Below are 25,766 nucleotides of genomic sequence, written 5' to 3' on the forward strand. Positions count from 1 at the left end.
ACTGGCCAAAATGCGCTCGACCGTCGCGCGGACGAGCTCCGCCGGCGGAAAAGCCGAATCAGAGGCAGGCATGACGCTACTTCTTTGAACAACCGTGTTGGAGCCTTGTTGGCTTCGCGCGTCCATGATGCGTCCGCTTCCCTGCGAGCCACCGTCGTCCGAGCAAAAGCTGCGGATCTGCCGGCCCGGCTTGCATTGAGCGGGCCCGGCAAAGGTCTCTAGAAGATACGAAGTCGCGGGCGGCCATCCTTGATCTGGATCAAGCTCGTCTCGTCCACAGCCAATGCACCGGATTCGTGCCTAGCTGATCTGGTCGCTCGCTGCGCGAAGGTTGCCGGGCCGCGCTTTGCCCGGCGAAGCTCTCTGCCCGGCACAGTCAATCCAAACGGCGGCGGATCTTCCAGTGGCTGATGCCCAAGGTCGTGGCCGCGATCAGGATGAGCGGCCACAGCTGAGGCCAGACGAAGTCCCAGCCGCTGCCGCGCAGAAAGAGGCCGCGGGCGATCACCACGAAATATCGGACTGGGTCCATCAGCGTCAGGGCCTGGACCCAGGCCGGCATGCTGGCGATCGGAGTGGCGAAGCCCGAGAGCATGACCGCAGGCACCAGGAACAGGATCATTCCGGCGACGGCCTGCGCCCTCGTGCGGGCCACCGAGGATATCATCAGCCCGATCCCGATTGCGGCGAGCAGCATGGTGGCCAGCGACACGCCGAGAAGCAGGGCGCTGCCGCGGAACGGCACGTCGAACCACAAGATGGCCATTGCGGCCATCACGCCGCCTTGTACGAAACCGATGACGAGTGCCGGCACGACCTTGCCGATCAGGATCTGCCAGGGTGCGACCGGCGCTGTCAGCAGTCGCTCCAGAGTGCCGAAGTCGCGCTCCTGCGCCACTGCCAAGGCGGTGCTGGCCAGCGTTGCGATGAGCAGGAGTTTGGCCAGCAGGCCGGGGATCACATACCAGTGGCTCAACAGGTTGGGATTGAACCATGCCCGGGCTACCGTGAGGGCCGTTGGCCTGGGCAGCCCGTTGGTTGCGATATAGTCCTGGTTGAACTCGGCGATCACGGATGTCGCATAGCTCTGCGCGACCAGCGCGGTGTTAAGAAGGCGCCCATCGACGATGATCTGGACAGCTCCGGCATTTCCAGCCTTGAGGTCCGCGGAGAAGCGCTGGTCGATCCGCAGCACGAGAATCACCTCACCGAGCTCGATGAGCGCCCGGACTTCTGCCTCTCGAGCAGGCAAGGCGGCGACCTCGAAGACTGGCGAGCCGGTGAAGCGTGCCTCGAGTTCGCGGCCTTGCAGCCCCTGGTCCTCGTTCATGATTGCGATCGGCACGCGATCAACGTCGAATGTGGCCGCATATCCGAAGACGAGCAGTTGAAATACCGGGATCACGATCACTGCCAACAGGCCCTGAGGCGGCTTCAGAAGGACGAGCAGCTCCTTCATGACGAGGGCGAGGATCTGGGCCACCATGTCGCCTCCTCAGCCGATGCGCTTGCGGTTGAGGCGCACGGCGACCGCCAGCAACGAGAACGCCAGGACCGCCATGCCGGCGAGGTTGGGAAGGATCACCCCCCAGACATCGCCGACCAGAAACAGCGTGTGCAGGATGGAGACGAAATAGCGCGCCGGAACCAGGTGGCTGATCCACTGGATCGGCGCCGGAGCGTTTTGAAGGTCGAACAGAAGCCCGGAGAGCATGATCGTCGGCAGATAGCCGGCAGTGAGGGCCAGGCGTCCGGCCGAGATGCGGTTTCTCGTCGCTCCAGACACCACGAATCCCAGGCTGAGAGCTGCGAGCATGAACAGCGATGCCGCCACCGCCAAGATGAGGTAGGAGCCCCGGAACGGTATTCCGATCACGGCGATGGCGAGCGCGACGGCAAGCCCGACACCGGCGATCCCCAGGCCGACATATGATAGGACCTTGGCCAGCAGAAGCTCGCTCGGCTTGGCAGGCGTAACCAGTACCGCCTCCATCGTCCCGCGTTCCCATTCGCTGGCCACGACAAGGGCGGCCAACAGCGAGCCGGTGACCGCCATGATGAGGGCGATGACACCGGGAGCGATGAAGTAGCGGCTTTCGAGGCTGGGATTGAACCAGACCCTGGAGGCCACCTCGGCTCCGGGAACCATGCTTGCCTGTCTGGCCAGCACCCGCTGGGAGAGCCACTTCGCCACGGCGCCCTCGACGTAGGTGGCGACCGTGCGGCCGGTCCGCCCGTCGACGCCGTCCACGAGCACCTGGATCGGTGCCTCGCCTTCGGCAAGCGCGGCTCGCGAGAAGTTGCCGGCCAGCACGACGACACCTCCGACCTCGCCGGCCGAGAGCGCCCGCTCGGCCGGAAGCCGCTCATGGAAGAAGACAGGGCGGAAATATCGCGCATTCCGGAACGCGCCGGCGAGATCCCTGGCCTCGGGGGTCGACTGCTCAATGACGATGCCGACGGAGACACGCTCGGTATCGAGACTGACGCCGTAGACGAACAGAATCAGCAGGACAACCGGGGCACCGACCGCGATGCCGAAGGCTGCCGGGTCGACCAGGACCGACCGCCACTCCTTGACAATCAATGCCCTGAGGCGGCGGAGCCGGCGCGTCATGGCGCTTCCACCCTCCGTTGGTCCTCGGCCAGTGCCGTAAAGACCTCCTCGATCGAGGGCTCGGCGATCCTCCCATGAGCGAGAAGTGGGGCTTTCAGCTTGTCCGGGCTATCGCAAGCCACGCCGCGGCCGCGATCGATCAGCAGCACTCGGTCGCAGAGTTCGGCCTCCGCCAGAACGGACGAGGCGACGAGCACGGTCGCCCCGCCGGCGGCGAAGGCCTCGATCTGGCACCAGATCTCGCGACAGGTCGCAGGATCGGCGCCGAGGGTCGGTTCGTCGAGGAGCAGGATCGTGGGCTGTTGCACCAAAGTCGCAGCGAGAGCGAGTCGCCGCTTGGCGCCAGCCGCCAGATCGTCGGTACGCGCGGAGGCGTGCTGCTCGAGATCGAGTTCGGCAAGGATCCGGTCGACAGTTTCGCGGCGATGCTGGCGCCCCATCGTGCAGGCGGCGGCGAAGAACCGCAGGTTCTGGATGACCGAGAGATCGCCGTAGAGAGCAGAGCCCTGAGGCATGTAACCGAGGCGCGGGCGAACGGCGGATGACTTGGCGTCAAGGCCGCCGATGCTGACGACGCCCGCCGTCGGTGAGAGAAGCCCTGCGAGCATGCGCAGGATCGTAGTCTTGCCGGCACCAGTCGGGCCGATGAGGCCAAAGATCCCGCCCGGCGCGGCCGTGAGGTCCACGTCCTCGACGACGGCATGGTTCTTGAACCGTTTGGCGAGACCACGGGCCTCGACAACGGGTCCCATCCCGTTGGTTTTGGCGGGCTCGCGCAACGATGGCGGGACCGCGCGAGGATGCGCTGGAGCGGCGGCGATGAAGCCATCTTCAAGCCGCGGCGCGATCGGAAAGGCCTCGCCGATCTTCAGAAAGCGCTTCATCTCGTCGGCGCTCGCGGGCTCGTCCGTCAGGAACCGCACGCTCGTGGCCCGGACTTGCACCTCGCTCACCTCGGGCATGGCGCGCAGGCGTGCAGCGACCTCGCGCCGCTGCGAACCGGTGGCGCGGATGGCGTGGCTGCGGCCCGCGAGATGCGCGGCGAGATGCGCTGGCGGCCCGTGACCAATCAGGCGCCCATCGTGGAGCAGCAGGACGTTCGAGCAGCCCTCCGCCTCGTCGAAGTTGCTAGTGCTCCACAAGACTGTCGTGCCCTGACTGGCAAGCGTCGAGCTCAGCCTAAGGAGGTCACGGCGGCAGGCCGGGTCGACTGCGGCGCCAGGCTCGTCGAGCAGCAGGAGGCGGGGTGTCCCGACCAATGCGCAGGCGACGCCCAGCATTTGCCGCATTCCGGCTGGCAAGGTTCCGGCAACGCGATCGCCGGCAGCGGCCAGGCCAGTGATATCCACAATCTCGGCTTTGCGCTGTTGCCAAGCCAAGCCCCTGATATCGTGCAGGGCGGCGTAGAGCTCCAGATTCTGGATTGCGGTGAGCCGGTCGTGCACGCCGGAGCGTTGGGGCACGTAGCCGATCATCGCCTGAGCTGCATCGGCTTCCTTGACGGTGTCGCGGCCAAATACGGAGATGGCTCCGGCATCGGGCCGTAGCAGGCCGGCGATCAGGCGCAGCAGCGTCGTCTTGCCGGCGCCGCAAGGCCCGACCAGTCCGACGAGTTGCCCGCCAGCAATTGTTCCAGAGATGCTGTAGAGCCCGCTTCGCTGCTTTGAATGCTTCTGGACGTCGTCCAGGATTATAGCGGGCTCGTTCATGGGACCGCATGGGCCGGTGGCGCGACGATCACGACCGTTGCTGGCATACCCTGGCGGAGGGCGTGGTCCGGATTGCCGACGATGATTCTGACCCGATAGACGAGGGCCGTGCGCAATTCCGGCGCCTCGACCGTCTTGGGCGTGAACTCCGCCGTGGGCGAGACATAGCCGACGTGGCCCGTATAGGTTCTGCCGGGGGGCGTGTCGGTCGTCACCACCGCGGGGGTTCCGGAAGCGACGCGGCCCAGGTTAGGTTCGTCGACGTAAGCTCGAACCCACACCGGATCCGTCACGGAGATTGTCAGCACCGGCGTGTTCGGCATGACGACAGCCCCGGGTTCGCGGATGCGGGTCAGGACAATTCCGGCATTCGGCGCCTTCAAGGTGGACCGCTCAAGCCTGTAGCGCTGGAGCGAAAGATTGGCCCGGCGCGATTCCACTTCCGCCCGGGCCTGGGCGATCTGCTCCTGACGGGTTCCCTCGACGAGGAGGGCAAGCTCGGAGCGGGCCACGTTCAGCGCGGCTTCTGCGGTGCGCTGAGCCATTCGTGCATCGTCCAGCGCTTGCCGCGAGGTGGCGTTGCGGCGAAAGAGTTCCGTGGTGCGGTCGAGATTGACCACGGCGTTGTCCAGTGAGGCTTCGGCCGACGCGACACTGGCCTTGGCCCGCTCGATCTCCTGAGCGCGAGGACCGGAGACCAACTCTGCCAATCGTGCTTCGCTGCCACGCAGCGTTGCTTCGGCATCCATCTCGGCATACCGGAAGGCGTCCTGGTCGAGGGTGGCGAGCACCTGCCCCGGCCTGACGGCTTCCCCCTCATCGACCTCCACCCGCCCTACAGGACCGTCGACGCCGAAAGACAGATCCACCTGACGGATCTCGACGTTGCCGTAGAGAACGAGGCCTCCGGCGGCTGGCACCGCCGTTCCGTTCCACACCCTCCAGCCATAGGCACCGGCTGCTGCAACGGCGATGACGGCAAGAAGCACAGTGAACGGCTTCATCGGGTTCCGGGTGGCGCTGAGCGTCGCCGCATTGGAGGGCCGTCCTCGGCGAGGCAAATTATCGATGCGTTATTCTGCTACCTCCTATCGAACTCTCTTTGATCTGGATCACGCAGGTTCCCTGTGAGTTCGCGGTAAGTCGCTCCCACTCGAGAAGGCCTCGCCGCAGCTTGGCCCAGTGTATTCTGCTCGGGTGATTGGGTCTGGCGGAAGGTGCAGCAGCACTCTCGCGCAGAAATTATCATCGCGTGACAAATACAGAATCGCAGAGAAGGCTATCCCATGGCTGTATGGGCCTGGGAGATTCACTCCTTTCGCCTCAGATAGGCGACGAGATCCTCGATCTCCTGGCCTGCGAGGTTGAGATTTGGCATTGGAGGATGGGGATCTGCCAGCCATCTCCGCAGCCGATCTGTCGTCAGATCACGCCGCTGACGGATGTCGGAAAGCGACGGAGCGGCATCCGTCGCGGTCTGGGCGCGATCCGGAGCATGGCAGGAGACGCACCACGACTCGAAAATGACGCGCCCTCTCGCGCTGTCCCCGGCTGCTCCCGCCGGACATGGCGTGAATGCAACTGCCGCCGACACAACACCGATGAGTGTGCCCGCTTTCATTTGGTCCTCCTCGTCCCAATCCGGATCCGCGTGCATGTGACGCCTCCAGGATGAGGGGTGTCACCTCAATGCTGCGCCTGCTGGCGAACAGCAGCAAGGACCCGTCGTCCCGCACTGGAGAATTCCACGAGTCGCGGTCGGTGCGGCTCAGTGGCGTCAGCCGCAGCGAGCATCGTACCGCACCGGGAGAGGCGACCGGAGCCAGGCCGAGCCGACCTGGTCGCGTGGAAATCTGAGGCACCGCCGCCGCTGTCGACATCGCGGAGACGAGCGGCAGGACCTCAGCGGTCCGCGATGTCGGTGGCTCAAGGCCGCCGACATCGCCCGACCCGAGGAAGGTGCCGAATAAAGGATGCGCAAGAGGGAGCTGTGCATCGCCGACGCCCGGCCAGAGTCCGGGCCGGGTCGAGGACGACGTCGCGGCACGACAGGGCGGAAACGCCGCCGCGAATACCGGACGTGGACGCCCTTGATCCATCTCAAAGTGTGTCTGCGGCGGACGGATAGGATCCCGCGAAGCCAAGCGGGTCGATGGCGCCGACCCCGCCGAGCACGTTGCCCGATCCATCGAGGGATACTCCGATGAACGACCTCGAAAGCGTTGAAGCCCCCGTCGAGGCGAAGGGCTTGCCCGTCCTGGCGGCGCCGACGCCCAACCTTCCGGCCGTGCGCCCCGCCGAGAAGGACATGCGCCGGAAGCGGCGCCTCCCGGTCGTCCTCGGGATCGTCGTCCTCGCCGGGGCAGCGATCGGTGGATGGTACTGGTGGCAGCAGTCCCAGGCCGGGTTGCCGGCCGGCATCGCCTCGGGGAATGGTCGCATCGAGGCGGACCAGATCGCGATCGCCACCAAGTTCTCCGGCCGCGTCGCCGAGATCCTGGCGGATGAGGGTGACATGGTAACGGCAGGGCAGGTGGTCGCCCGCATGGATACACGCGATCTCGAGGCCACGATGAACCGCGACGAGGCGCGGCTGCGCCAAGCCCGCCAGGCGCTCGACGAGGCGCGGGCCAATGTCGGCCAGCAGCGCAGCCGGGTGGATCTCGCGCAGCGCGAGCTGGACCGGACGCAGGCCCTGGTGCGGCGGGGCTTCGCGACGGAGGAGCTGTTCGACCAGCGGCGGCAGCAGCTGGAGGGGGCCGCGGCCGAGCTGGCCGCGTTCGAGGCACGGGCCGGGCAGGCCGAGCACGCGCTCGACGCGGCGATGCACGATCTCCACCTCGACCAGGTCAACATCGCCGACAACACGCTCGTCGCGCCCAAGGACGGGCGCATCCAGTACCGGCTGGCGAATGTCGGAGAGGTTCTGTCCGCCGGCGGCAAGGTCTACACCATGCTCGACACCGCCTATGTCTACATGGATGTCTTCCTGCCGACCGCCGAGGCCGGCCGAGCGGTGCTTGGGACCGGGGCCCGGATCGTCCTCGACGCCCTGCCGGACGTCCCGATTCCGGCAACGGTCGTTTTCGTCGCCGCCCAGGCCCAGTTCACGCCCAAGGCAGTCGAGACACGGGCAGAGCGGGACAAGCTGATGTTCCGCGTCCGGGTCAGGATCGATCCGGCGTTGCTCCGCGCTCACGCCGCGGAGGTGCGGTCGGGGCTGCCGGGCGTGGCCTATCTGCGGCTCGACCCGGCAGCGGCGTGGCCGGCCTTCCTCGAGCCCAGGGCCGGCGCATGAGAGCGCAGGGCGCGCCGGCCGTCCGCGTCGAGGGCCTCGTGCACCGATACGGGTCGCGGGTCGCCCTCGACGGGATCGGGCTCGAGGTGCCCGCGGGCCGGCTCGTCGGCCTGATCGGGCCCGACGGGGTCGGCAAGTCGACGCTGCTCGGCATCATCGCCGGCGCCAAGCGGATCCAGGAGGGCAGAACCATCGTGCTCGGCGGCAACATCGCCGACGCCCGGCATCGCGCGGCCGTCTGCCCGCGCATCGCCTATATGCCGCAGGGGCTTGGCAAGAATCTCTATCCCGATCTGAGCGTCCGCGAGAACATCGACTTCTTCGGGCGGCTGTTCGGCCAGCCGCGCGAGGAACGGCAGCGGCGGATCGACGAATTGCTCGCCGACACCGGCCTCTCCGCCTTCGGCGACCGGCCTGCCAAGAAGCTTTCCGGAGGCATGCGGCAGAAGCTCGGCCTCTGCTGCGCCCTGGTGCACGATCCCGACCTGCTGGTCCTCGACGAGCCGACGACCGGCGTCGACCCGCTGTCGCGCCGGCAGTTCTGGGAGCTGATCGACCGCATGCGCGCGGAGCGCCGCGGGATGAGCGTCATCGTCGCCACCGCCTATATGGAGGAGGCAGAGCGGTTCGACTGGCTGGTGGCGCTGAATGCCGGCCGGATCTTGGCGACCGGCACGCCGGCGGCACTCAAGGCGCAGACTGGCAAACAGAGCCTGGAGGAGAGCTTCATCGAGCTGCTGCCGGCGTCGCTGCGGGCCGGCCACAAGGCGCCGGAGATCCCGCCTCGCGAGGCGCAGGACGACGAGACCGCGATCCTCGCGCGGGGTCTCAGCCGCCGCTTCGGCGACTTCGTCGCGGTCGACCGTGTCAGCTTCTCGATCGAGCGCGGCGAGATCTTCGGCTTCCTCGGTTCGAACGGCTGCGGCAAGACGACGACGATGAAGATGCTGACCGGCCTGCTGCCGGCCAGCGAAGGCCAAGCCTGGCTGTTCGGACAGCCGGTCGATGCCACGGACATCGGGCTCCGCAGCCGCGTCGGCTACATGTCGCAGTCCTTCTCGCTCTATACCGAGCTGACGGTCCGGCAGAACCTCGAGCTCCATGCCCGGCTATTCCACCTGCCGCGCCACAAGGCGCGAAACCGCATCGACTGGCTGGTTGACCGCTTCCGGCTCAGCCCTTGGTTGGACCGGCCTGCGGCCGCTCTGCCGCTCGGCATCCGGCAGCGGCTGTCGCTCGCGGTCGCGGTCGTGCACGAGCCGGAACTCCTGATCCTGGACGAGCCGACCTCGGGGGTCGATCCGCTCGCCCGCGACGAGTTCTGGGAGCTGCTCGCCGACCTGTCCCGCCGCCAGGGGGTCACGATCTTCATCTCGACGCATTTCATGAACGAGGCCGCACGCTGCGACCGGCTTGCGCTGATGAACGCCGGCAAGGTCCTGGCGACCGGCACGCCGTCGGATCTCACGGCGTCGCGCGGGGTTGCCAGCCTCGAGGATGCCTTCATCGCCTATCTCGAGGAGGCGGCAGAGCCGATCGCCCGCCCGCGCGACGCAACCGGCGACGGACACGGGCTCGCCGCCGCACCGCGACAGGCCGTCCGCCGCCGCGGCGCTTTCAGTCCGCGACGTCTGTTCGCCAATTCCTGGCGCGAGATGTTGGAATTCCGGCGCGATCCGGTCCGCCTCGGCTTCGCCCTGTTCGGCACCCTGTTGCTGATGGTGATCTTCGGGCTCGGCATCAACACCGATGTCGAGAACCTGTCCTTTGCCGTGCTGGACCGGGACCAGACCCCCGAGAGCCGCGCCTATCTCGAGGAGCTGAGGGGGTCGTACTACTTCGTAGAGCAGGCTCCGATCTCGGACTATGCCGGTCTCGAGCGGGGATTGATGGGCGGCGCCTACATGGTCGCGCTGGAAATCCCCCCGGGCTTCGGCCACGATCTGCAGCGAGGGACGCCGACCGAGGTCGGCGCCTGGGTCGACGGCGCCATGCCGTTCCGCGCGGAGACCACGCGGGGCTATCTCGAAGGCGTCCACCAGCAGTTCCTGGCGGAACTGGCGCGCGGGCATGGGGCATCCACGGAGACGACGCCCGCGACGATCGAGACCCGATACCGCTACAATCAGGACTTCAAGAGCATCTACGCCATGGTGCCGTCGACCATCGCGCTGCTGCTCGCCCTGATCCCGGCGATCCTGATGGCGCTCGCGGTGGTGCGGGAAAAGGAGCTCGGGTCTATCACCAATCTGCACGTGACCCCGGTCACGCGCCTGGAGTTCCTGCTGGGCAAGCAGATCCCCTATGTCGGGGTGGCGATGATCAACTTCGCCTGCCTCCTGGCCATGGCGGTTCTGCTCTTCCAGGTGCCGCTCAAGGGCAGCCTCTGGACACTCAGCCTGGCCGCTGTGCTCTATGTCGCGGCGACCACCAGCTACGGCCTGGTGATCTCCGCCTTCGCTCGCACCCAGATCGCGGCGCTGTTCGGCACGGCGATCCTCACGGTCGTGCCCGCCACGCAGTTCTCCGGGATGCTGACGCCGGTGTCTTCCCTGAACGGCGCAGCGGCGCTGATGGGGTACGGCTTCCCGATGACTTACTTCCTGCGCATCAGCGTCGGCACCTTCACCAAGTCCCTCGGCTTCGCGGAGCTGAGCGGCAACCTGCTGGCCCTGGCGGCCTTCGTCCCGGCGCTGACGCTGCTGAGCCTCCTGCTCCTGCGCAAGCAGGAAGGGTAAGGAAGAGATGAGGGGCCTCGCGAACATCTTCTGGCTCGGCACCAAGGAACTGCGGTGCCTCGGCCACGATTTCGTGCTGCTCGGGCTGATCGTCTATACCTTTTCCTTTGCCGTCTACAGCCAAGCCCAGGGCATCTCGCAGGAGCTGCGGCATGCCTCGGTCGCGATCGCCGACGAGGATCGCTCCCCGCTCTCACGCGCGATCGCCCACGCGCTGCTGCCGCCTTACTTCAAGCCGCCGCAGCAGATCGCCGCCAGCGAGATCGACCGGCTGATGGACCTCGCCCGCTACACCTTCGTGATCGATATCCCGCCGAACTTCCAGAAGGACGTGGTGGCGGGCCGCCGGCCCGCGATCCAGGTCGATGTCGACGCGACGGCGATGATGCAGGCGGGCATTGGCGCGGGCTACATCGAGCAGATCGCCGGCGCGGAGATCGCGCGCTTCAGCGGCCGGGCGGATGCAGCGCAGGAATCCCCGGTCGATCTCGTGGTCCGGGTGGCGTTCAACCCGAACCTCGCCTCGCCGTGGTTCACCAGCATCATGGCGATCATCAACAATGTCACGATGCTGGCGATCATCCTCGCCGGCGCGGCGGTGATCCGCGAACGCGAGCACGGCACGATGGACCATCTCCTGGTCATGCCGCTGTCGCCCTTCGAGATCGCGATGGCGAAGGTCTGGGCGAACGGGCTGGTGATCGCGATCGCCGTCGCGCTGTCGCTGCTGATCGTCGTCCGCGGGCTTCTCGGCGTTCCGATCTCAGGCTCGATCCCGCTCTTCATGGCCGGCGTGGTGCTCTATCTCTTCTTTGCCACCGCGATCGGCATCTTCCTCGGAACCGTCGCCCGTTCGATGCCGCAGCTCGGACTCCTGTTCATGCTGGTCGCGTTGCCGATGAACATGCTGTCGGGCGGCAACACGCCGCTCGACAGCATGCCGTCGTGGCTGAGGGTCGTGATGCAGACCTCGCCGTCGACCCATTTCGTGAGCTTCGCCGAGGCCATCCTCTATCGCGGGGCGGGGCTCGACGTCGTCTGGCCCCAGTTCCTGGTTGTCGCCGTGGTTGGCGGCCTGTTCCTCGGCCTTTCCCTCGTCCGGTTCCGCAAGGTGGCGAGCGCGGCAATAGCGTAGCGATGCCGGCAGCGCGATGATCGAGATCCGCGGCGGCGTGCGTGGGAAGAGCTTCCCTCAAACCGCGAGGCCGAATGCGGATTTGAGACCGAAGCCGACGAGGAAGGCGAGGGCTGCGGCCGTCATACCGATGGAGAGGGTCTCCAGTCCGGAGCGCCACCAGACGGTGGTCGACCAGCGGCTCTTGGCCGAGCCGATCGCGAAGAAGGTCAGCGCGGTCGCGACCGCAGAAGCGCCGAGCCCGCCGCCGGTCAGATAGGGCAGCAGCGGGACCAGCCCGCAGACAAAAAAGGCCAGGAAGGTGGTCGCTGCTGCTGCCCATGGCGAGCGCTGGGTGGAGGCGAGGCCATATTCCTCTGCGAGCATGGTCCGGATCCAGCCGGGCTCGTTCGACGTGATGGTCGCGACGATCCGCTCGAGCCCGGCGCCCGAGAACCCCTTGGCCGCGAAGATCTGCCGGATCTCCTCGCGCTCGCCGTCGGGATCCTGCGTCACATGCTTCCGCTCCACGGCGGCCAGACGGTCGTAGTCGTCGCGTTCCGCCTTGGTGCCGCTGAAGTTGCTCGCGGCCATCGAGAAGCCGTCCGCGATGAGGTTGGCGGCGCCGAGGATGAGGACGGTATCGACCGGCAGGTCCGCCCCGGCGACGCCCGCGACGACTGCGAAGGTCGTCACCGCGCCGTCGATGCCGCCATAGATCCAGTCGCGGACATAGCTGCTGCGAGGGCCGGCCGCGAGACGCCTGCGGATCTCATCGACGCTGTGGCCGTGCTCCAGGGCCTTCATCTCCGTGCCTCGTCTTCGGACGTTCATCGGGATTCGCCAAGCGGAGCCAATGCCGTCGACCGGAACACTGTGGTGCGTCGGATCGGTGCCTCTCCTTGACCTGCATCAAATCGAGACACGACAGATCACCTACTGTCGGCCCCATGAAGGACGACGCGCTCCTGCAGCCGAACCAATCCCGATCGGGTCCCGGAACCGGGCTCCCGATGCGGTGGTGGCGTCGCGAGCCGCAGATGCCGGTGGCCGCTGCGGGGCCGGAGGAGTCGTTTCACCATCGTCCGGCGGGCGTGGCCCTGGCGAGACTCTCCTCGACCAGGGCGGGTCTGAACGAGGCGGAGGCGGCTGCCCGCCTGGAGAGCTGGGGGGCGAATCGGCTTCCCGAGCCCAGGGGCAAGACGCTCTTCGGCGTATTTTTGAACCAGTTCAGGAGCCCTTTCATTTATCTGCTGCTGGCCGCAGCCGGCGTCTCGCTTGGCCTGGGTCATGTCACCGATGCGGCCTTCATCCTGGCGGTGCTTCTGACCAATGCCGGCATCGGGACCTATCAGGAATGGCGGGCGGAAGGGCGGGCCCGCGCCTTGAAGGCGCTGGTCAAGGGAAGTGCTGCCGTCTGGCGGGGCGGCCGTCTCCGGCGCTTGCCGGCGGAAGATCTCGTCCCGGGTGATGTCGTCCAGGTCGAGAGCGGCGAGCGGATCGCCGCGGATCTTCGCCTGATGGACGTGTATGGGTTGACCGCCGATGAAAGCCTGCTGACCGGCGAATCCCTCGCGGTCAGGAAGCTGCCGGACGCGGATATCCGTGCCGACGCACCGCTCGGCGACCGCGCGACGATGCTGCATGCCGGCACCACCGTGCAGACCGGCCGGGGGCTCGGGGTCGTCGTCGCCACGGCACGGCGGACCGTGATCGGACAGCTGGCCGCGGCCCTGGAGAAGCCCCAGCCCGCGCCGCCCCTGGTCCGGCGCATGGACCGGTTCACCCGCCACGTTGCCGTGGCGATTGTCGGGGTGATCGTCGTCATCGCTGTGATGGAGGCCGTCCGGGGCGCCGCGGCCGGGGACATCTTCCTGCTCGCCGTCGCCCTTGCCGTGTCGGCGATCCCGGAGGGGCTTCCGGTCGCGATGACGGTCGCCCTATCGATCGCCATGCACCGCATGGGCCGGCGCCATGTCGTCGTCCGCCATCTTCCAGCGGTGGAGGGGCTCGGCGCCTGCACGCTGATCGCCACCGACAAGACCGGAACGCTCACCCTCAACCGCCTGACCGTCGAGCGACTCTGGGTCCCTGGTGCCGGCGAGCTGCCGCCTACGGAGTCCGCCGCCCGTGATCTTCTCCAGGCCGGGGCGCTGGCCAGCGAGGCCTTTGCTGATGGCGATGACGGCCCCCACGGCGATGCGGTCGACCTCGCCTTCCTGGCCGCGGCGGCGGTCCAGCGCCGTCTCCCGGATGAAACGGTTCCGGCGCGCCTGCTCGGCCGCATTCCCTACGAGCCGGAGAAGCGCTTCGCCGCCGCGTTTCACGACATCGGGGGCACGACGGTCGCGTCCGTGAAGGGGGCGCCGGAAACCATCGCCCGCTTCTGCGACGGGATCGACGAGGCGGCGCAGGCCGCCCTGGCGCGGCTGTCTGCGGCGGGATACCGCGTCATCGCGGTCGCGGCCGGACCGGTGGCGCCATCGGTCGAGAGCGACCTCCGGGGCCTTCGGCTGCTTGGCCTGGCGGGCTTGATCGATCCTCTTCGCCCGGAAGCGCGTGGCGCCGTTCTCGCCGCCCAGCAGGCCGGTATCCGCGTCGTGATGGTCACCGGCGACCACCCGCTGACCGCCCTGGCCATCGCCCGGCAACTCGGCCTGGCCGAGACGGAGCGCGAGGTGATCGCAGGCCACGAACTGGCGCATCTGGACGGCGAGGCTTTCAATGCAGCAGTGGCCCGGGCCCGCGTCTTTGCCCGGATGGAGCCGCTGCAGAAGCTGGCCATCGTCGAAAGCCTCCGCCGCCAGGGGCAGGTGGTTGCGGTGACAGGAGACGGCATCAACGATGCCGCCGCGCTGCATGCCGCCGATATCGGCGTCGCCATGGGCCGCGGCGGCACGGATGTCGCGCGCGACGCGGCCGACCTGATCCTCACCGACGACAATTTCGCATCGATCGTCGCCGGAATCGAAGAGGGGCGCGTCGCCTACGACAATCTCCGCAAGGTCATCCTGATGTCCATTTCGACTGGGGCTGCCGAGATTCTGCTGATGCTGCTGGCGGCGCTCACGGGCCTGCCGCCGCCGCTCACTGCGGTCCAGCTCCTCTGGCTGAACCTGGTCACCAACGGCATTCAGGATGTGGCCCTCGCTTTCGAGCGAGGCGAGCCCGGCGTGCTGCAGCGCCCGGTGCGCCGGGCGCATGCGCCCGTGTTCGATCGCCGCATGATCGAGCAGGTCGCGCTGAGCGGTGCTGCTATCGGACTGATTTGCTACGTCTTCTACGGGTTCGCCCTGTCCTACGGCATGAGCCACGGCGCCGCGCAGGGAGCCATCCTGTGGCTTTTGGTATGGTGCGAGAACGCGCACTGCTTCAACTGCCGGTCGGAAACGCGATCGGCCTTCCGCATTCCGATCGGAAACAATCCGCTGCTGGTCGGCGGTGTGATTGCCACCCAGGGGCTGCAACTCGCCGCGCTGGCTGTTTCGCCGCTTCGGGATCTGCTGTCGTTGGGCGCGCTGTCGCCCGGGGAGGGCTTCAGCCTCTTCGGGTTGGGCGTCAGTGTCCTGCTCATCATGGAACTCTACAAGCGGTTCCGGCGGACTTGAGGCGGCGCACGGCGTTTCGGCCAGCCCCGATGCGCCGGATTCGACGACCATGAGAGCTGAAGGATTTCCGCGGGCGCTTCATCCCGGCTGTCGCCCGCCAGCAGCGTTTGACCTGGATCAAGGACCGTCGGCGGCCTCCGGGCGAGGATGATGCACACGTCGAGTCTGACGGTGCGTCTGAGTTTGGAGGCATGCCATGTTCGGGAAAGGATTTGCGACATTCGCCGGTCTGGCCGGCCCGGCGACGGCCGCCTGTCTGTGCGGTGCGCCGGCCATGGCTCAGCCGTCCGGCCAAGCGGCCCCACCGATGATGGAGCACGGGCCGGGTACCGGCATGCGCGGCGGCGTGATGGGGCGGTCCGAAATGATGTGCGGTCCGCGTCTCGCCGGCATGGTTGCCGAACACCTCGCCTGGATCGAGGAGACCGTCGTTCCGACCGAGGCGCAGCGACCGTCTTTCGAGGCGCTGAAAGCAACGGCCGAACGAGCACGGGAGGTGATGCGTGCCGCGTGCTCGATCCCATCGGGCGACACCCTGCCGGAGCGCCTGGACGCCATGCAGGACCGGCTCGAGGCCATGCTGCAGGCGATGACGATCGTGCGTCCGGCGTTCACCTCGTTTTACGGGACCCTGGATGACGCCCAGAAGAGCCGGCTCGATGCCGGCCGGCAATGGATGCGTGGCCCCGCTGGCTGGCTCTGGCGGCACGGCGATCGGGACGATTGATCCAGGGCCGCCCGGTACCCTGACCGCGCTCGTCTTCGATTGACCTCAATCAAAGTCGCCTCCGGCGGGTCGTCGTCAGTCAATCCACTTCGTGCGAGAGAGTCCGAGATCATGGAGATACACCAGATCCTATGCGCGACTGACGGATCGCCATCCGCACAGAAGGCTTTGGAGTTCGCAGCCGATCTCGCTCGCGACAAGGTCGCGAGGCTGCTGGTGATGCATGTCCAGCAGGTCCATGGCAGCAGGCAGATGACCCCAGGCCTCGTGGAGTTCCAGCGTGTCGAGAACATCCGCGTCACCGAAGCCGACATGCTGCGTGGCGCGGCCGAGCGCATCGCCGAGCAGGGCGCACGCTTCGCACGGGAGCGAGGAGCGCCGAGTGTCGAGGCCCTGGTCGGGGAGGGGGATCCGGCCAGACGGATCATCGAGGCGGCGAGGGACCGCGGCGCGGAGGTCATCGTGATCGGTAGCCGCGGCCTGGGAGATCTGCAGGGCCTGCTGCTGGGAAGCGTGAGCCACAAGGTGGCCCATCTGGCGCCGTGCAGCTGCATCATCGTTCGATGATCAGCGGCGCGAATTCTGCGTCGAGGATCGGGTCCCTGGCTGGCCGCGGCGTTGCTTGAGATGACGGAGAGGCAGATGAAGGCGATTGCGAGATTTCGGCGGAGGCTGGCCCGCCCCGGTGCGAGGATAGCGGGCCTCGCCGCCTCGACTGGGTCCGGTCTGGTGTTTGATCAGGTCCGACGTTCGCCCCGGCGTCCGGTCGAGGACGAGGAGATCCGACGGCACGCCTATGAGATCTGGGAGCGAGAAGGGCGGCCGGAAGGGCGTGCCGAGGAGCACTGGCGGCGGGCCGAAGCGGAGTTGCATCGCTGCCGGCGGTGAACATGCGGCTCGGCTGCCAGGATTGAAGGAGGTAGGCGGCATGCCTCCAGGCCGCAGCGCGCGAAATCCTCCGCGTGGGATCGTTTCAAGCGTCTGGCGTAGACCTCGAATGGACATCCGGCTCATCCTCCGAACTCCGACCATTCCGGCGGCCGCGAGCCGCCTGACCGTCGCCCTCGAAGAGCGTCCCCTGCCGGCAGTGCTTCCGGTCGCGGCCTCGGTACCGACTTCGTTTGCAACGCTAGTGCGACATCAAAACTGGCATCGAGACATTGCGGATCAGGTCCGCGCTCACGCCGCCGAAGAGGCCCTCGATCAACCGGGAATGGCCGTAGGCGCCGGCGACGACGAGATCCGCCTCCTGCCGGTCGAGGCATGAGAACAGCGCGTCGACCGGGGAGCTGTCGCCCTTGTCGCGCCAGGTGAAGAGCTCGGATTCGACGCCGTGCTGCCGCAGATGGTCGACCATCAGGTTCGGAGCAAAATCGAGACTGTCAGCGGGCGGCGCGAACTCGAACAGCGTCACCCTCTGGGCTCGGGTCAGAAGGGGCAGCGCGTCGTGTGCGGCGCGAGTCGCCTCGCGGCTCGGAGTCCAGGCAAGGACGATGCTTTGGCCAACCGGCTTCGGCCGCCAGCCGGGAGGCAGGATCAGGACGGGCACGCCGGCGGAAAGGAGGACGTCCTCAGGCACGGCCGGCAGCACGAGTCCGGCGTTCGACTCATGCCGCTGGGTGGCGACAACCAGGTCAGCGAAATGCGCGTATAGCGCCTTCCAACTGCTGGTCGAGCGGTCCGCGACGCGGAATTCACCGATGAGATGTGCGTGGTCGAGCCGGGACTGGAACAGATCCTGCAGGCCGGTCGCCTCGTCCTTCCATTGGCCTTCTAAGGCCGCGGGCGTGCTGACGTCGACGCCGAGCACTCGGGCGGCATGCTGCTGGGCGAGGGTGATCGCCAAGTCCAGGCGCCCCGAGGTATCGCTCGTCGCGTCGAGGAACACCAGGATACTCTTGTAGGGCATGCGGGCCTCCATGGATCGAGCCGGACGCGGTGGCTCCGCGTCGGCCGGAAGGGGTTGATCGGCATCTTTCCGGCCCATAGGACCGGCACGAACCGACGGTGCTGGCGCCGCCCGCTCAGCCGATCGCGAGCTGGTCGTCGACCGCGGTAACGCCGGGCACGGACCAAGCGGCGCGTTTCGCCGCATCGCGCTCGTGCCAGCTGTGCACCCGGCCGTCGAGCACGACCTTGCTGTCGCTGACATGGACGCGGATCTGGCCGGCCTCGACCTCGGCGCTACGCTTCAGGGCGTTTTCGATCCGGTTCTTCACGTCGGACGCCTGGACCTGCGCCTTGATCTCGATCAGATTGGTCACCCCGACGACGCCCGAGAGCTTCCGCACCGCGTGTTCGGCCGCCACCTTCTGAAACTGCCAACCGACCTTTCCAGTCAGCGTGATCCAGCCCGACTGGACCTTCACCTTCACAGCCTCATCCGGGACCGTCGTGTCCCAGTTGATGATATTGACCGCCTGCGCGGCGATCTCGTCGTCGGCCATCTTCCTTCCGGCCTCGGTGCGCACCTCTATCTCCTGGGCGATGCCGCGCACGCCCTTGATCCGCTGGGCGGCGCGTTCGGCCGCGAGCTTCTCTGAATAGCTCGCGACGTGGCCCGTCAAAGTGACGATGCCGTTCTCGGCGGCGACACCGATATTGGCGGCATCCAGGCTCGGCTCGAACTCAAGCTCGTCGATGACGCGCTGCCGCAGATCCAGGTCGTTCATGACATCCTCCACCAGAGCTGATTGCCTGGACCGGACAAACCGGTCGCATCGGCATCGTGCGGCAATGGGGGCGGGCTGCCTTTGACCTGGATCAACGAGCTGGTGCTTCGGGGCCGCTCCGCGGCGTCGGGACGGCCCCACCGGGCATGCCGGCATCGATGACGAGATGCGCGCCCGTCCGGCCGCATGGACGCCAGTTCCAGTTGGAACCGCCTGCATTTGCGGTTCGCGAGGAGCTTCCGAACCCGGTCATAGGATTGCACCCGGCACGTCTCGACCGCTTCCCTGAGCTCCTTGAATCCCGTGACGGCCCGAGAGCCCTGCTCGACCTCCGTGAGCGTCTCGGACAGGAACAAGTCCCAGGCTCTGGCGTCCCCGAGACCCGAAGCCAGCCATTTTGCCTCCCCGCGGAAGGCGTCGATCTCATCCGAAGGAACGAGTCCGCCGAGGAGTGCCAGGGATCCGCGGAGCCGTCGCAGCGCGACGCGCAACAGATGGACGCCCTCCGGATCCTCGCCGCTTTCGGCCACCGGACGGCTGGCGCGAACCCGCTCAAGATCGCACTGCAGGATGGCGACGAAGGCGTCGTCGACGGACAGGCTACCGTCCTCGATCGGCGGGAGGTCGTTCATGATGAAGGGCAGGCCTGCCGGCGCGAGCCCAGACGCAAATGTGGTCCCCAGTCCGGCGGAATGCCGGACCCGTGGCGGCCGATCCGCACAGAGAGCTTCAGCCGATTCCGTCATGGAATCGCCCATGGGTCGAGAGCGCGATCCCGCCACCGGCGATAGGCGTCGCCATACTCGCTGTCCGGGCTGGTTTCGTTGCCGAAGCGGTCGCGGAACGGATTGATCACGCGATGGCCGCGATGCTCGAAGCCGTCCGTGACCGCGGCAATGCCTTGGGTTTCAGCGATCGCATCGTTCCGCAGGCCTCGCAGGAACGCGATGGCGTCGAGGCCATCGAGCCCGAGCCATTCCTCGGCATCGCGGGCCAAGAGTCCCAGTCTCCGTGGAACTCGCCAGCGGCCGTGAATATCGAAAACGAGTGGCGCGGGGGCATCATCCGCCTCTGGTGGCCGGGCCAGCACCCGGAGGTCGAGCCGGTCGCTGAAGCAGCCGTGCAGCTCCATCCGGTCTGCCCCGACGATGCCCGGCGACAACCCCAACCGCCGTAGCCGGTGCAGTGTGTGCGGGAACGGGAGGGACGCCTGGGGCCGGAACCGCCAATGCCGGGTTTCAGGCGCCGAATCGCTGCGGGCAGCGGGATGATGCGCGTGGCCGTGCATGGGCGCCTCCGGAGGGATGGGCCTTTCGCGGGTTGGCGGATGGGTCGCCGGTCGCCAGCCTAGAATGTTTGCATTGTGCCCCTCGACGGACGGGCTGCCGTTGACTCAAATCAAATTTCGACGGACGGCCTTGGAGAATGCCTCGCGTCGCCAATCAGTCGGCGGCGCCAGTCCCGGCCGGGGGACCGGTCTCACCGGTTTGGAAGTTGCTGCACGACCCACTCTCGCAGAGCGTTCACCGCCAGCCCGCCCGCATGCCGTGCGAGCTCGCGGCCACCATGGAACAGCATAAGCGTCGGCACGGCTCGAATGCCATATCGCGCCGCCAGTCCCGGCTGCGCATCGACATCGACCTTGCCGAGGCGGAGACGAGGCTCCAGTTCCCCCGCCAGGGCGGCGAAGGCCGGTTCCATGGCCTGGCACGGCCCGCACCACGGGGCCCAGAAGTCGACCAGCAGCGGCAGATCCGACGAGCCGGCGTGACGGTCGAAACGGGCCTCGTCGAGGACGATCGGGGTGCCGGTGAAGAGCAGGCTTCGGCAGCGGCCGCACCGGCCGCGCCCGCTCCGACGGTCCGTCGGCAGTCTGTTGAGGCTGTCGCAGCGCGGACAGGGAATGACCGTCATCCTGCCGCTCGACGTCATCGGGTTTGGTCGCCCGCCGGCTCAAGGGACGACGTTACGACGCGATGCCGCGTCCGGCGCCCTGGTCCAGGTGGCATGCATTGGGACGCCCATGCCAGGCCCCGCGGGCCATCCGAAGGCTGCGGGGCAGTTCGTGGTGTCGGGCATCAGTGGGCCCGTCGTCGCCATCGGCGCTACCGTTGCAGCAAAGGGCCAACCGATGCTGTGGTCGGAAGGTCGATACGGCACGGGCTGGGGGCTGCCCTCGCCCCTGGGGAGGGACGCAGAGGTTTCGGGAGCCGGGCCGGGGCCGCCCTGCCGCGCGATGGCCGCGCGTCCGTGGTCGAAGAGCTCGACCGCTTCGTCGCGGCTCAAGCCGAGTGATAGCGCGGTCTCCGCGAGCGAGAAGCCTTCGAGCAGTGTCAGAAGCAGGACCTGTCGCTCGGCCACGGGCAGCATGGCGATGCCGTGGCGGACGGCCTGGCCGGGCTCGCTCTCTCCGCCTTCGCCGGCAACGGCTTCGGCGGCGGCCCAGAACTCATTGAGGAGGGACAGCATCCTCGGATGCGGGTCGACGCCGAACCGCTCGGCATCAGCGGCGGCGACGTCGAGGCATGCCTGGACGAGCGCATCGCCGCGTCCGACCGATCCGGTGAGATTGTGGGCGTAACGGCGCAGCCGTGGCACCAGCGATGCGAAGGGCTCAGGGATCACGGGGCGTTCTCCTTCGATTGCAACGGCGCGGCGTCCGTCAGGGCTGGATTTCGATCCAGTTCTCGACGTCGAGCACGCCGGGCACCGACCAGGCTGCGATCTCGGCGGAATTGCGCTCAAACCCGGCGCGAACCTTGCCCGAGAGGGAGATCTTGCCGTCCGAGGCGGCCACCACGATGCGCGAGGCATCGAGGTCGGCGCTGCGCTTCAGTGCTGCTTCGATCTCGCGGCGGACTTCTGCAACCGACGCCATGCGGTGTGCCGGATTGACCCGGATGGCATTGATGACGGCGACCACTCCCTTCAGCGCCTCGACCGCATGCTCCGCCTCGCGCTTGTGGCACTGCCAGTCGAGATCGCCGGTCAGCCGGACGACACCGTGCTCGACGGTGACGTGAATCCGCCCGGCGGGGAGGGTGCTGTGCCACGCGAGGGCGGCCACGGCGCGTTTGCCGATCTCCTCATCGGAGACCTTCTCGTCGCCCGACAGGCGAACGGTGAGGTCCTGGACCACGGCCGTGACGCCCTCGACCCTCAGGGCCGCCTCGGCGGCGGCGAGCTTCTGGGCGTAGTTCGAGACATGACCCGAGAGAGTGACGACGCCGTCGCTGACCGCGACGCCGATCTCCGCCGCGTCGATGCTCGGCTCGTAGTCGAGTTCCTCGAGGACCAGGCGCTGCAGGCTCTTGTCCATATCCATGGTCGACCTCCGCAGATGGGATGGTGAAAGGCTAGGCCACGCGGTCACGCCGGACTTTGACCTGGATCAAACCGGGCCGGGGCAGAGACCGATATCGTGCCTGCCAATCTCGTCGGCGGCTCTCTTCCGCCGCGACCGACAGCTGAGGGAGCATGTAACGATGGTCTCAGCCGAGAACGCGGCAGACGTCCCACTGCTCGAGAAGGTCGCGGCGCTGGGCGTTCCGGCCGCCTATATCGAGCCCACGGTGAGCGTCACGGCGGTCGAGACCCACTTTTCCTGGGTCTTCCTCACGGACGGGTTCGCTTACAAGCTCAAGAAGCCGCTCAGGACGGAGGGGATGGATCTCACCAGCCTGGCCGGCCGGACCAGGAACTGCGAACGCGAGGTTTATCTCAATCGCCGGCTGGCACCGGACGTCTATCTCGGCGTCGTCGATCTGATGGCGGGCGAGGATGGACGACTCCGCCTCTCCGGCTCCGGACGGGTGGTCGACAGGCTCGTCCGGATGCGCCGCCTTGCAAAGGACGACTGCCTCGAGATCCGCCTGAAGCGGGGGCTGGTCGCATCTGAGGATGTGGCTCGGCTCGCCCGAGGCCTCGTCGAGTTTCTGGCGTTGCAGCCTCCCTTGGGGCTGGTGTCGCCGGTCGGTCTTCGCCACGAAATCAACACCTCCCTGCGCGATCTCGCGGTCGCCTGTGATGGATGCTTCGAGCAGGTGGCCCGCAGGGTCACGGCGCGTCTTCTTGCCTTTCTCGAATATCGCTCCGATGTGCCGGGGCGTGATCGTCTCGTCGACGGTCATGGCGATCTGCGGCCCGAGCATGTCTTTCTCGGACCTCCGCTCCGGATCATCGATTGCCTGGAGTTCTCCGACGCCCTGCGCCAGAGGGCTCCGGTCGACGAGCTGGCCGCGCTCGGGATGGAATGCGAGCGGCTCGGGGCGGCCTGGATCGGCCCCATGCTCCTCGAAGCTTACGGCCAGGCGACGGGCGCTTCCCCGTCTCCCGATCTCTGTGCCTTCTACCGGGGTCTCAGGGCGCTGGTGCGCGCCCGCATCGCGGTCCGCCACCTGACGGAGGAGCCAATGCGCCCCCCCGAGCGATGGCCGCGACAGGCCGCCGAATATCTTCGCCTGGCCGATCGGGCGGCGGCGGAGCTGAGTGCGGCGTCGGTCGGCCGGCCTCGCTCGACTGCGGCGCTCTGAACCCAGGGAGGCTGTCATGGCCGCTGAAGACACGCCGATCCTGTTCGCGCTCTCGGAAAGCCGCGCCTATGGCGAGCGCGTCGCGCGCCGGCTCGGGGTTCTCCTCACGCCGCATGAGGAGCGCGGCTTCGAGGACGGCGAGCACAAGACGCGCCCGCTGGACGCCATCCATGGCCATGAGGTCTTCGTCATCCAGTCGCTGCACGGCGACGCCACGAAGAGCGTCAACGACAAGCTGTGCCGGCTTCTCTTCTTCATCGGTGCGATCCGGGATGCCGGCGCCGCCCGCACGACCGTCGTCGCGCCCTATCTCTGCTATGCCCGCAAGGACCGGAAGACCCAGCCTTACGATCCGACCACCACGCGCTATGTGGCTCAGATGCTGGAGGCCTGCGGGGCCGATGCCGTGGTCACGCTCGACGTGCACAACATCGCGGCGTTCCAGAACGCGTTCCGCCGTCCGACCATGCATCTCGAAGCCTGGGCGCTCTTCGTCGAGCATTTCGTCCCGCTTGTGGGCGACGCACAGGTCGTGGTGGTGTCGCCGGACATCGGCGGAACGAAGCGCGCCGAGCAGTTCCGACGCGGCCTCGCCCGCGCGTTGGGCCGGGAGCCGGGTTTCGCCGTCCAGGAAAAGCATCGGGGTGGCGGCGTGGTCGCGGGCGACCTCTTTCTCGGCGATGTCGCAGGGCGCGTGGCGATCGTCATCGACGACCTGGTAAGCACCGGCGGAACGCTTCGCCGGGCCGCCGAGCGCTGCCGTGCGGGTGGCGCTTTGGCGGTCTTCGTTGCCGTGACGCATGGCCTCCTGATCGGGGAGGGGGCGGCGGCACTGCTCTCGGATCCGGCCTTCGACCGCATCGTGATCACCGACACGGTCGAGCCGCGATGCGGCCTGCCGGCGGGATCGAAGCTCGAATGCATCGACACCAGCGGCCTCGTGGCCGATGCGATTCGGACGATTCTGGGAGGCCGGCCCGCATCCGGTTCCGCTTCGGCCGCATGAAGCCCATGGCTTCGGTGTCGCCGCCTCCCGCCGAGGATGCACGGGCTTGACCTGGATCAAAGTGATGGTCGCCGGCCCCCGATATCGTTGGCAATGCGGCACAGCGGATCTCGCCGCTGGACTGTTGGACGCACGGCACGAACTCCCGAAGGACGACGGCGCACCCGCCGTGCCGCGCGATCCGCGATCGGATTCCGACGCGCTTCCGCTCCTCGTTCCTCTCGCTGTCGGCCTGGGTCGGCTCTGGAGGCCTCTATGCGTATCACCTCGCCCTTGTTCGACGACGGCGCCGAGATGCCTCGCGAATGCGCACTCGACGGAGGAAACCGCTCGCCACCCCTGGTCTGGCGCGACGCGCCGCCGGAGACGCGGAGCTTCGCGCTCGTATGCGACGACCCGGACGCCCCCGGACACGCATGGCGTCACTGGGCGGTCTACGACATCCCGCGCGAGCAGGTGGCACTCGCGGAAGGCCTGCCCGAGGTCAACGCGGTGCGCGGCATCCGCCAAGCGAAGAACGATTTCGGCCACCTTGGTTACGGCGGGCCATGCCCGCCCCAAGGGCATGGCACACATCACTATCATTTCCGTCTGTTCGCACTTCCGGTCGAGCGACTGAAGCTGTCGCGCGAGCCGAGCTGCCAGGATGTCGAGCGGGCAGCACGCCGTCTTGCCATCGCCGAGGCGGATCTGGTCGGGCTGTACCGGCGATGAAGGCCGCGGTGGCGAAGAGGACTCCAGCCCGCTCCGCGCCGCCGCGGAACAGCGAGATCGCTGACAGATCCGACGATATCGCGAGCATGCTCGATCTCGAAGGCGCGCACCAGTTCCGGATCCAGGCCTGCCGGAGCGCAGCCCGGTTCCTGCGCCGCTTTGGGCGGGAGGCGTCGGACATGATTGGTGCCGGCGATGACCTCGCCGGGAAGATCCGCGACCTGGCCGCGACCGGGACCACATCGCTGCTCGACGAGCTCCGGGAGAAGACCCCGCCCATGTCGCTCGAGCTGATGCGGATCCCCGGGCTCGGCCCCAAGCGCATCCGCACGCTCGTCGATGGGCTGAGGATTCGCTCGATCGGCCAGCTGCGGCGAGCTGCGGCCGACAGGCGGATCCGCGGCCTGCCACGCTTCGATGCCAAGCTTGAGCAATATCTGCTAAGGGTCCTCGACGAGAAGCAGTCGAAGAGCACCCGTTTCCCGCTGTCCGTGGCAACGGCGGCAGCCCGGCCCCTCGTCGCCCATCTCGAACGGGGACCGACCATCTCCCGGGTCGTGGTCGCCGGCAGCTATCGCCGGGGGCTCGAGACCGTTGGCGACTTCGACATCCTCGCCACCGCGTCGGACCGGCGGGCGGCGCTCCACTGGTTCACGCAATATGGCGAGGTGGTGGAGGTCCGGGCGTCCGGGACGACCCGCGCGACGGTGCTTCGCCGCTCGGGGCTGCAGGTCGATCTCAGGGTCGTGGATGAGGGCAGCATCGGCGCCGCCCTGCATTACTTCACCGGGTCGAAAGCCCATAACATCGCGGTCCGCCTGAGGGGACGGGAGCGCGGGCTCAAGATCAACGAATACGGCGTGTTCCGAGGAAACCGGCGGGTCGGAGGCACGACCGAGGCCGCCGCGGCGGGCAAGCTCTTCGAGCTCGTCCGGTTGGAGGATCTCAAGGACGATCTCCACGTCCACAGCACCTACACCGATGGCAGGGCTTCGATCCGCGAGATGGCCCTGGCGGCGAAAGCGCGCGGA

At 67.5% G+C, this 25,766-nt stretch carries 24 protein-coding genes; 11 read left to right on the top strand and 13 right to left on the bottom strand.

Annotated elements, in window-relative coordinates; translation table 11 throughout:
- Window positions 1-376: 376 nt before the first annotated feature.
- The 5 genes from FFK22_RS34565 to FFK22_RS34585 all read right to left on the bottom strand — a co-directional run bounded on the left by FFK22_RS34565 (window position 377) and on the right by FFK22_RS34585 (window position 5,983).
- Entirely contained in the window at window positions 377-1,486 is a 1,110-nt protein-coding gene (locus FFK22_RS34565; RefSeq protein WP_138892449.1) for an ABC transporter permease, read from the bottom strand.
- Window positions 1,487-1,495: 9 nt separating this feature from the next.
- Window positions 1,496-2,617 (bottom strand): ABC transporter permease, encoded by a 1,122-nt coding sequence (locus FFK22_RS34570; RefSeq protein WP_138892450.1) that lies wholly within the window; start codon window positions 2,615-2,617, stop codon window positions 1,496-1,498.
- Window positions 2,614-4,326 carry an ATP-binding cassette domain-containing protein gene (locus tag FFK22_RS34575; RefSeq protein ID WP_138892451.1) on the bottom strand — a complete coding sequence of 571 codons (1,713 nt, stop codon included), beginning with the start codon at window positions 4,324-4,326 and terminating at the stop codon, window positions 2,614-2,616. The genes FFK22_RS34570 and FFK22_RS34575 overlap by 4 nt, the downstream gene beginning before the upstream one ends.
- Complete coding sequence (locus FFK22_RS34580) at window positions 4,323-5,330, bottom strand: efflux RND transporter periplasmic adaptor subunit (RefSeq protein ID WP_138892452.1); 1,008 nt, start codon at window positions 5,328-5,330, stop codon at window positions 4,323-4,325. The genes FFK22_RS34575 and FFK22_RS34580 overlap by 4 nt, the downstream gene beginning before the upstream one ends.
- 305 nt (window positions 5,331-5,635) lie before the next feature.
- On the bottom strand, window positions 5,636-5,983 hold the full coding sequence (locus FFK22_RS34585; RefSeq protein ID WP_138892453.1) for a cytochrome c: 348 nt from the start codon (window positions 5,981-5,983) through the stop codon (window positions 5,636-5,638).
- Window positions 5,984-6,529: 546 nt separating this feature from the next.
- Between FFK22_RS34585 and FFK22_RS34590 the strand changes: the two genes are divergently transcribed.
- From FFK22_RS34590 to FFK22_RS34600, 3 genes are read left to right on the top strand one after another with little or no spacing between them, the layout of a single operon-like run.
- Complete coding sequence (locus FFK22_RS34590; protein ID WP_138892454.1) at window positions 6,530-7,624, top strand: HlyD family secretion protein; 1,095 nt, start codon at window positions 6,530-6,532, stop codon at window positions 7,622-7,624.
- Window positions 7,621-10,362 (top strand): ribosome-associated ATPase/putative transporter RbbA, encoded by a 2,742-nt coding sequence (rbbA, locus tag FFK22_RS34595; protein WP_138892455.1) that lies wholly within the window; start codon window positions 7,621-7,623, stop codon window positions 10,360-10,362. The genes FFK22_RS34590 and rbbA overlap by 4 nt, the downstream gene beginning before the upstream one ends.
- 7 nt (window positions 10,363-10,369) lie before the next feature.
- Window positions 10,370-11,497 (top strand): ABC transporter permease, encoded by a 1,128-nt coding sequence (locus tag FFK22_RS34600; RefSeq protein ID WP_138892456.1) that lies wholly within the window; start codon window positions 10,370-10,372, stop codon window positions 11,495-11,497.
- A gap of 57 nt (window positions 11,498-11,554) precedes the next feature.
- On the opposite strand, the gene FFK22_RS34605 is transcribed toward FFK22_RS34600, so the two are convergent.
- The gene (locus FFK22_RS34605; RefSeq protein ID WP_138892457.1) at window positions 11,555-12,283 is read right to left on the bottom strand and encodes a VIT1/CCC1 transporter family protein; all 729 of its coding nucleotides are present in this window, start codon (window positions 12,281-12,283) and stop codon (window positions 11,555-11,557) included.
- A 233-nt stretch (window positions 12,284-12,516) separates the two neighbouring features.
- On the opposite strand from FFK22_RS34605, the gene FFK22_RS34610 reads away from it, so the two are divergent.
- The 4 genes from FFK22_RS34610 to FFK22_RS44890 all read left to right on the top strand — a co-directional run bounded on the left by FFK22_RS34610 (window position 12,517) and on the right by FFK22_RS44890 (window position 16,699).
- Window positions 12,517-15,084: an HAD-IC family P-type ATPase gene (locus FFK22_RS34610; protein ID WP_138892458.1), complete on the top strand. Its 2,568-nt coding sequence runs from the start codon at window positions 12,517-12,519 to the stop codon at window positions 15,082-15,084.
- Window positions 15,085-15,280: 196 nt separating this feature from the next.
- On the top strand, window positions 15,281-15,811 hold the full coding sequence (locus tag FFK22_RS34615; RefSeq protein ID WP_138892459.1) for a Spy/CpxP family protein refolding chaperone: 531 nt from the start codon (window positions 15,281-15,283) through the stop codon (window positions 15,809-15,811).
- A gap of 111 nt (window positions 15,812-15,922) precedes the next feature.
- Window positions 15,923-16,378, top strand: coding sequence for a universal stress protein (locus FFK22_RS34620; protein ID WP_138892460.1), 456 nt, complete (start codon window positions 15,923-15,925; stop codon window positions 16,376-16,378).
- A gap of 75 nt (window positions 16,379-16,453) precedes the next feature.
- Entirely contained in the window at window positions 16,454-16,699 is a 246-nt protein-coding gene (locus FFK22_RS44890; protein ID WP_138892461.1) for a DUF2934 domain-containing protein, read from the top strand.
- A gap of 241 nt (window positions 16,700-16,940) precedes the next feature.
- On the opposite strand, the gene FFK22_RS34630 is transcribed toward FFK22_RS44890, so the two are convergent.
- The 7 genes from FFK22_RS34630 to FFK22_RS34660 all read right to left on the bottom strand — a co-directional run bounded on the left by FFK22_RS34630 (window position 16,941) and on the right by FFK22_RS34660 (window position 21,808).
- The gene (locus FFK22_RS34630; RefSeq protein ID WP_186002822.1) at window positions 16,941-17,720 is read right to left on the bottom strand and encodes a universal stress protein; all 780 of its coding nucleotides are present in this window, start codon (window positions 17,718-17,720) and stop codon (window positions 16,941-16,943) included.
- Between the two features lie 115 nt (window positions 17,721-17,835).
- A complete protein-coding gene (locus tag FFK22_RS34635) occupies window positions 17,836-18,483 on the bottom strand; it encodes a BON domain-containing protein (protein ID WP_138892463.1) in 648 nt (215 codons plus the stop codon).
- Entirely contained in the window at window positions 18,480-19,115 is a 636-nt protein-coding gene (locus tag FFK22_RS34640; RefSeq protein ID WP_186002823.1) for a CHAD domain-containing protein, read from the bottom strand. The genes FFK22_RS34635 and FFK22_RS34640 overlap by 4 nt, the downstream gene beginning before the upstream one ends.
- Before the next feature lie 110 nt (window positions 19,116-19,225).
- Window positions 19,226-19,771, bottom strand: a complete 546-nt coding sequence (locus FFK22_RS34645; protein ID WP_138892465.1) for a hypothetical protein — start codon at window positions 19,769-19,771, stop codon at window positions 19,226-19,228.
- Window positions 19,772-19,962: 191 nt separating this feature from the next.
- A complete protein-coding gene (gene trxC / locus FFK22_RS34650; protein ID WP_138892466.1) occupies window positions 19,963-20,397 on the bottom strand; it encodes a thioredoxin TrxC in 435 nt (144 codons plus the stop codon).
- Window positions 20,398-20,436: 39 nt separating this feature from the next.
- Entirely contained in the window at window positions 20,437-21,108 is a 672-nt protein-coding gene (locus tag FFK22_RS34655; protein ID WP_138892467.1) for a sigma factor-like helix-turn-helix DNA-binding protein, read from the bottom strand.
- A gap of 37 nt (window positions 21,109-21,145) precedes the next feature.
- Window positions 21,146-21,808, bottom strand: coding sequence for a BON domain-containing protein (locus tag FFK22_RS34660; RefSeq protein WP_221939074.1), 663 nt, complete (start codon window positions 21,806-21,808; stop codon window positions 21,146-21,148).
- Window positions 21,809-21,968: 160 nt separating this feature from the next.
- Here FFK22_RS34660 and FFK22_RS34665 point away from each other — a divergent pair, with 160 nt between their 5' ends.
- The 4 genes from FFK22_RS34665 to FFK22_RS34680 all read left to right on the top strand — a co-directional run.
- Window positions 21,969-23,015 (top strand): hypothetical protein, encoded by a 1,047-nt coding sequence (locus FFK22_RS34665; RefSeq protein WP_138892468.1) that lies wholly within the window; start codon window positions 21,969-21,971, stop codon window positions 23,013-23,015.
- Between the two features lie 16 nt (window positions 23,016-23,031).
- Window positions 23,032-24,021 (top strand): ribose-phosphate pyrophosphokinase, encoded by a 990-nt coding sequence (locus FFK22_RS34670; RefSeq protein ID WP_138892469.1) that lies wholly within the window; start codon window positions 23,032-23,034, stop codon window positions 24,019-24,021.
- 255 nt (window positions 24,022-24,276) lie between these two features.
- The gene (locus FFK22_RS34675; protein WP_138892470.1) at window positions 24,277-24,735 is read left to right on the top strand and encodes a YbhB/YbcL family Raf kinase inhibitor-like protein; all 459 of its coding nucleotides are present in this window, start codon (window positions 24,277-24,279) and stop codon (window positions 24,733-24,735) included.
- An 86-nt stretch (window positions 24,736-24,821) separates the two neighbouring features.
- A partial coding sequence (locus FFK22_RS34680) for a nucleotidyltransferase domain-containing protein (protein WP_306770218.1) occupies window positions 24,822-25,766 on the top strand: 945 nt, incomplete at its 3' end.

Source organism: Mycobacterium sp. KBS0706 (assembly GCF_005938675.2).
In the GTDB taxonomy this organism is placed as follows: domain Bacteria; phylum Pseudomonadota; class Alphaproteobacteria; order DSM-16000; family Inquilinaceae; genus Inquilinus.

Excerpts from the sequence above, each read along its gene's own strand:
- FFK22_RS34565 (WP_138892449.1), bottom strand. The coding sequence starts at position 1,486 with ATGGTGGCCCAGATCCTCGCCCTCGTCATGAAGGAGCTGCTCGTCCTT.
- FFK22_RS34570 (WP_138892450.1), bottom strand. The coding sequence starts at position 2,617 with ATGACGCGCCGGCTCCGCCGCCTCAGGGCATTGATTGTCAAGGAGTGG.
- FFK22_RS34575 (WP_138892451.1), bottom strand. The coding sequence starts at position 4,326 with ATGAACGAGCCCGCTATAATCCTGGACGACGTCCAGAAGCATTCAAAG.
- FFK22_RS34580 (WP_138892452.1), bottom strand. The coding sequence starts at position 5,330 with ATGAAGCCGTTCACTGTGCTTCTTGCCGTCATCGCCGTTGCAGCAGCC.
- FFK22_RS34585 (WP_138892453.1), bottom strand. The coding sequence starts at position 5,983 with ATGCACGCGGATCCGGATTGGGACGAGGAGGACCAAATGAAAGCGGGC.
- FFK22_RS34590 (WP_138892454.1), top strand. The coding sequence starts at position 6,530 with ATGAACGACCTCGAAAGCGTTGAAGCCCCCGTCGAGGCGAAGGGCTTG.
- rbbA (WP_138892455.1), top strand. The coding sequence starts at position 7,621 with ATGAGAGCGCAGGGCGCGCCGGCCGTCCGCGTCGAGGGCCTCGTGCAC.
- FFK22_RS34600 (WP_138892456.1), top strand. The coding sequence starts at position 10,370 with ATGAGGGGCCTCGCGAACATCTTCTGGCTCGGCACCAAGGAACTGCGG.
- FFK22_RS34605 (WP_138892457.1), bottom strand. The coding sequence starts at position 12,283 with ATGAAGGCCCTGGAGCACGGCCACAGCGTCGATGAGATCCGCAGGCGT.
- FFK22_RS34610 (WP_138892458.1), top strand. The coding sequence starts at position 12,517 with ATGCCGGTGGCCGCTGCGGGGCCGGAGGAGTCGTTTCACCATCGTCCG.
- FFK22_RS34615 (WP_138892459.1), top strand. The coding sequence starts at position 15,281 with ATGTTCGGGAAAGGATTTGCGACATTCGCCGGTCTGGCCGGCCCGGCG.
- FFK22_RS34620 (WP_138892460.1), top strand. The coding sequence starts at position 15,923 with ATGGAGATACACCAGATCCTATGCGCGACTGACGGATCGCCATCCGCA.
- FFK22_RS44890 (WP_138892461.1), top strand. The coding sequence starts at position 16,454 with ATGAAGGCGATTGCGAGATTTCGGCGGAGGCTGGCCCGCCCCGGTGCG.
- FFK22_RS34630 (WP_186002822.1), bottom strand. The coding sequence starts at position 17,720 with ATGCCCTACAAGAGTATCCTGGTGTTCCTCGACGCGACGAGCGATACC.
- FFK22_RS34635 (WP_138892463.1), bottom strand. The coding sequence starts at position 18,483 with ATGAACGACCTGGATCTGCGGCAGCGCGTCATCGACGAGCTTGAGTTC.
- FFK22_RS34640 (WP_186002823.1), bottom strand. The coding sequence starts at position 19,115 with ATGAACGACCTCCCGCCGATCGAGGACGGTAGCCTGTCCGTCGACGAC.
- FFK22_RS34645 (WP_138892465.1), bottom strand. The coding sequence starts at position 19,771 with ATGCACGGCCACGCGCATCATCCCGCTGCCCGCAGCGATTCGGCGCCT.
- trxC (WP_138892466.1), bottom strand. The coding sequence starts at position 20,397 with ATGACGGTCATTCCCTGTCCGCGCTGCGACAGCCTCAACAGACTGCCG.
- FFK22_RS34660 (WP_221939074.1), bottom strand. The coding sequence starts at position 21,808 with ATGGATATGGACAAGAGCCTGCAGCGCCTGGTCCTCGAGGAACTCGAC.
- FFK22_RS34665 (WP_138892468.1), top strand. The coding sequence starts at position 21,969 with ATGGTCTCAGCCGAGAACGCGGCAGACGTCCCACTGCTCGAGAAGGTC.
- FFK22_RS34670 (WP_138892469.1), top strand. The coding sequence starts at position 23,032 with ATGGCCGCTGAAGACACGCCGATCCTGTTCGCGCTCTCGGAAAGCCGC.
- FFK22_RS34675 (WP_138892470.1), top strand. The coding sequence starts at position 24,277 with ATGCGTATCACCTCGCCCTTGTTCGACGACGGCGCCGAGATGCCTCGC.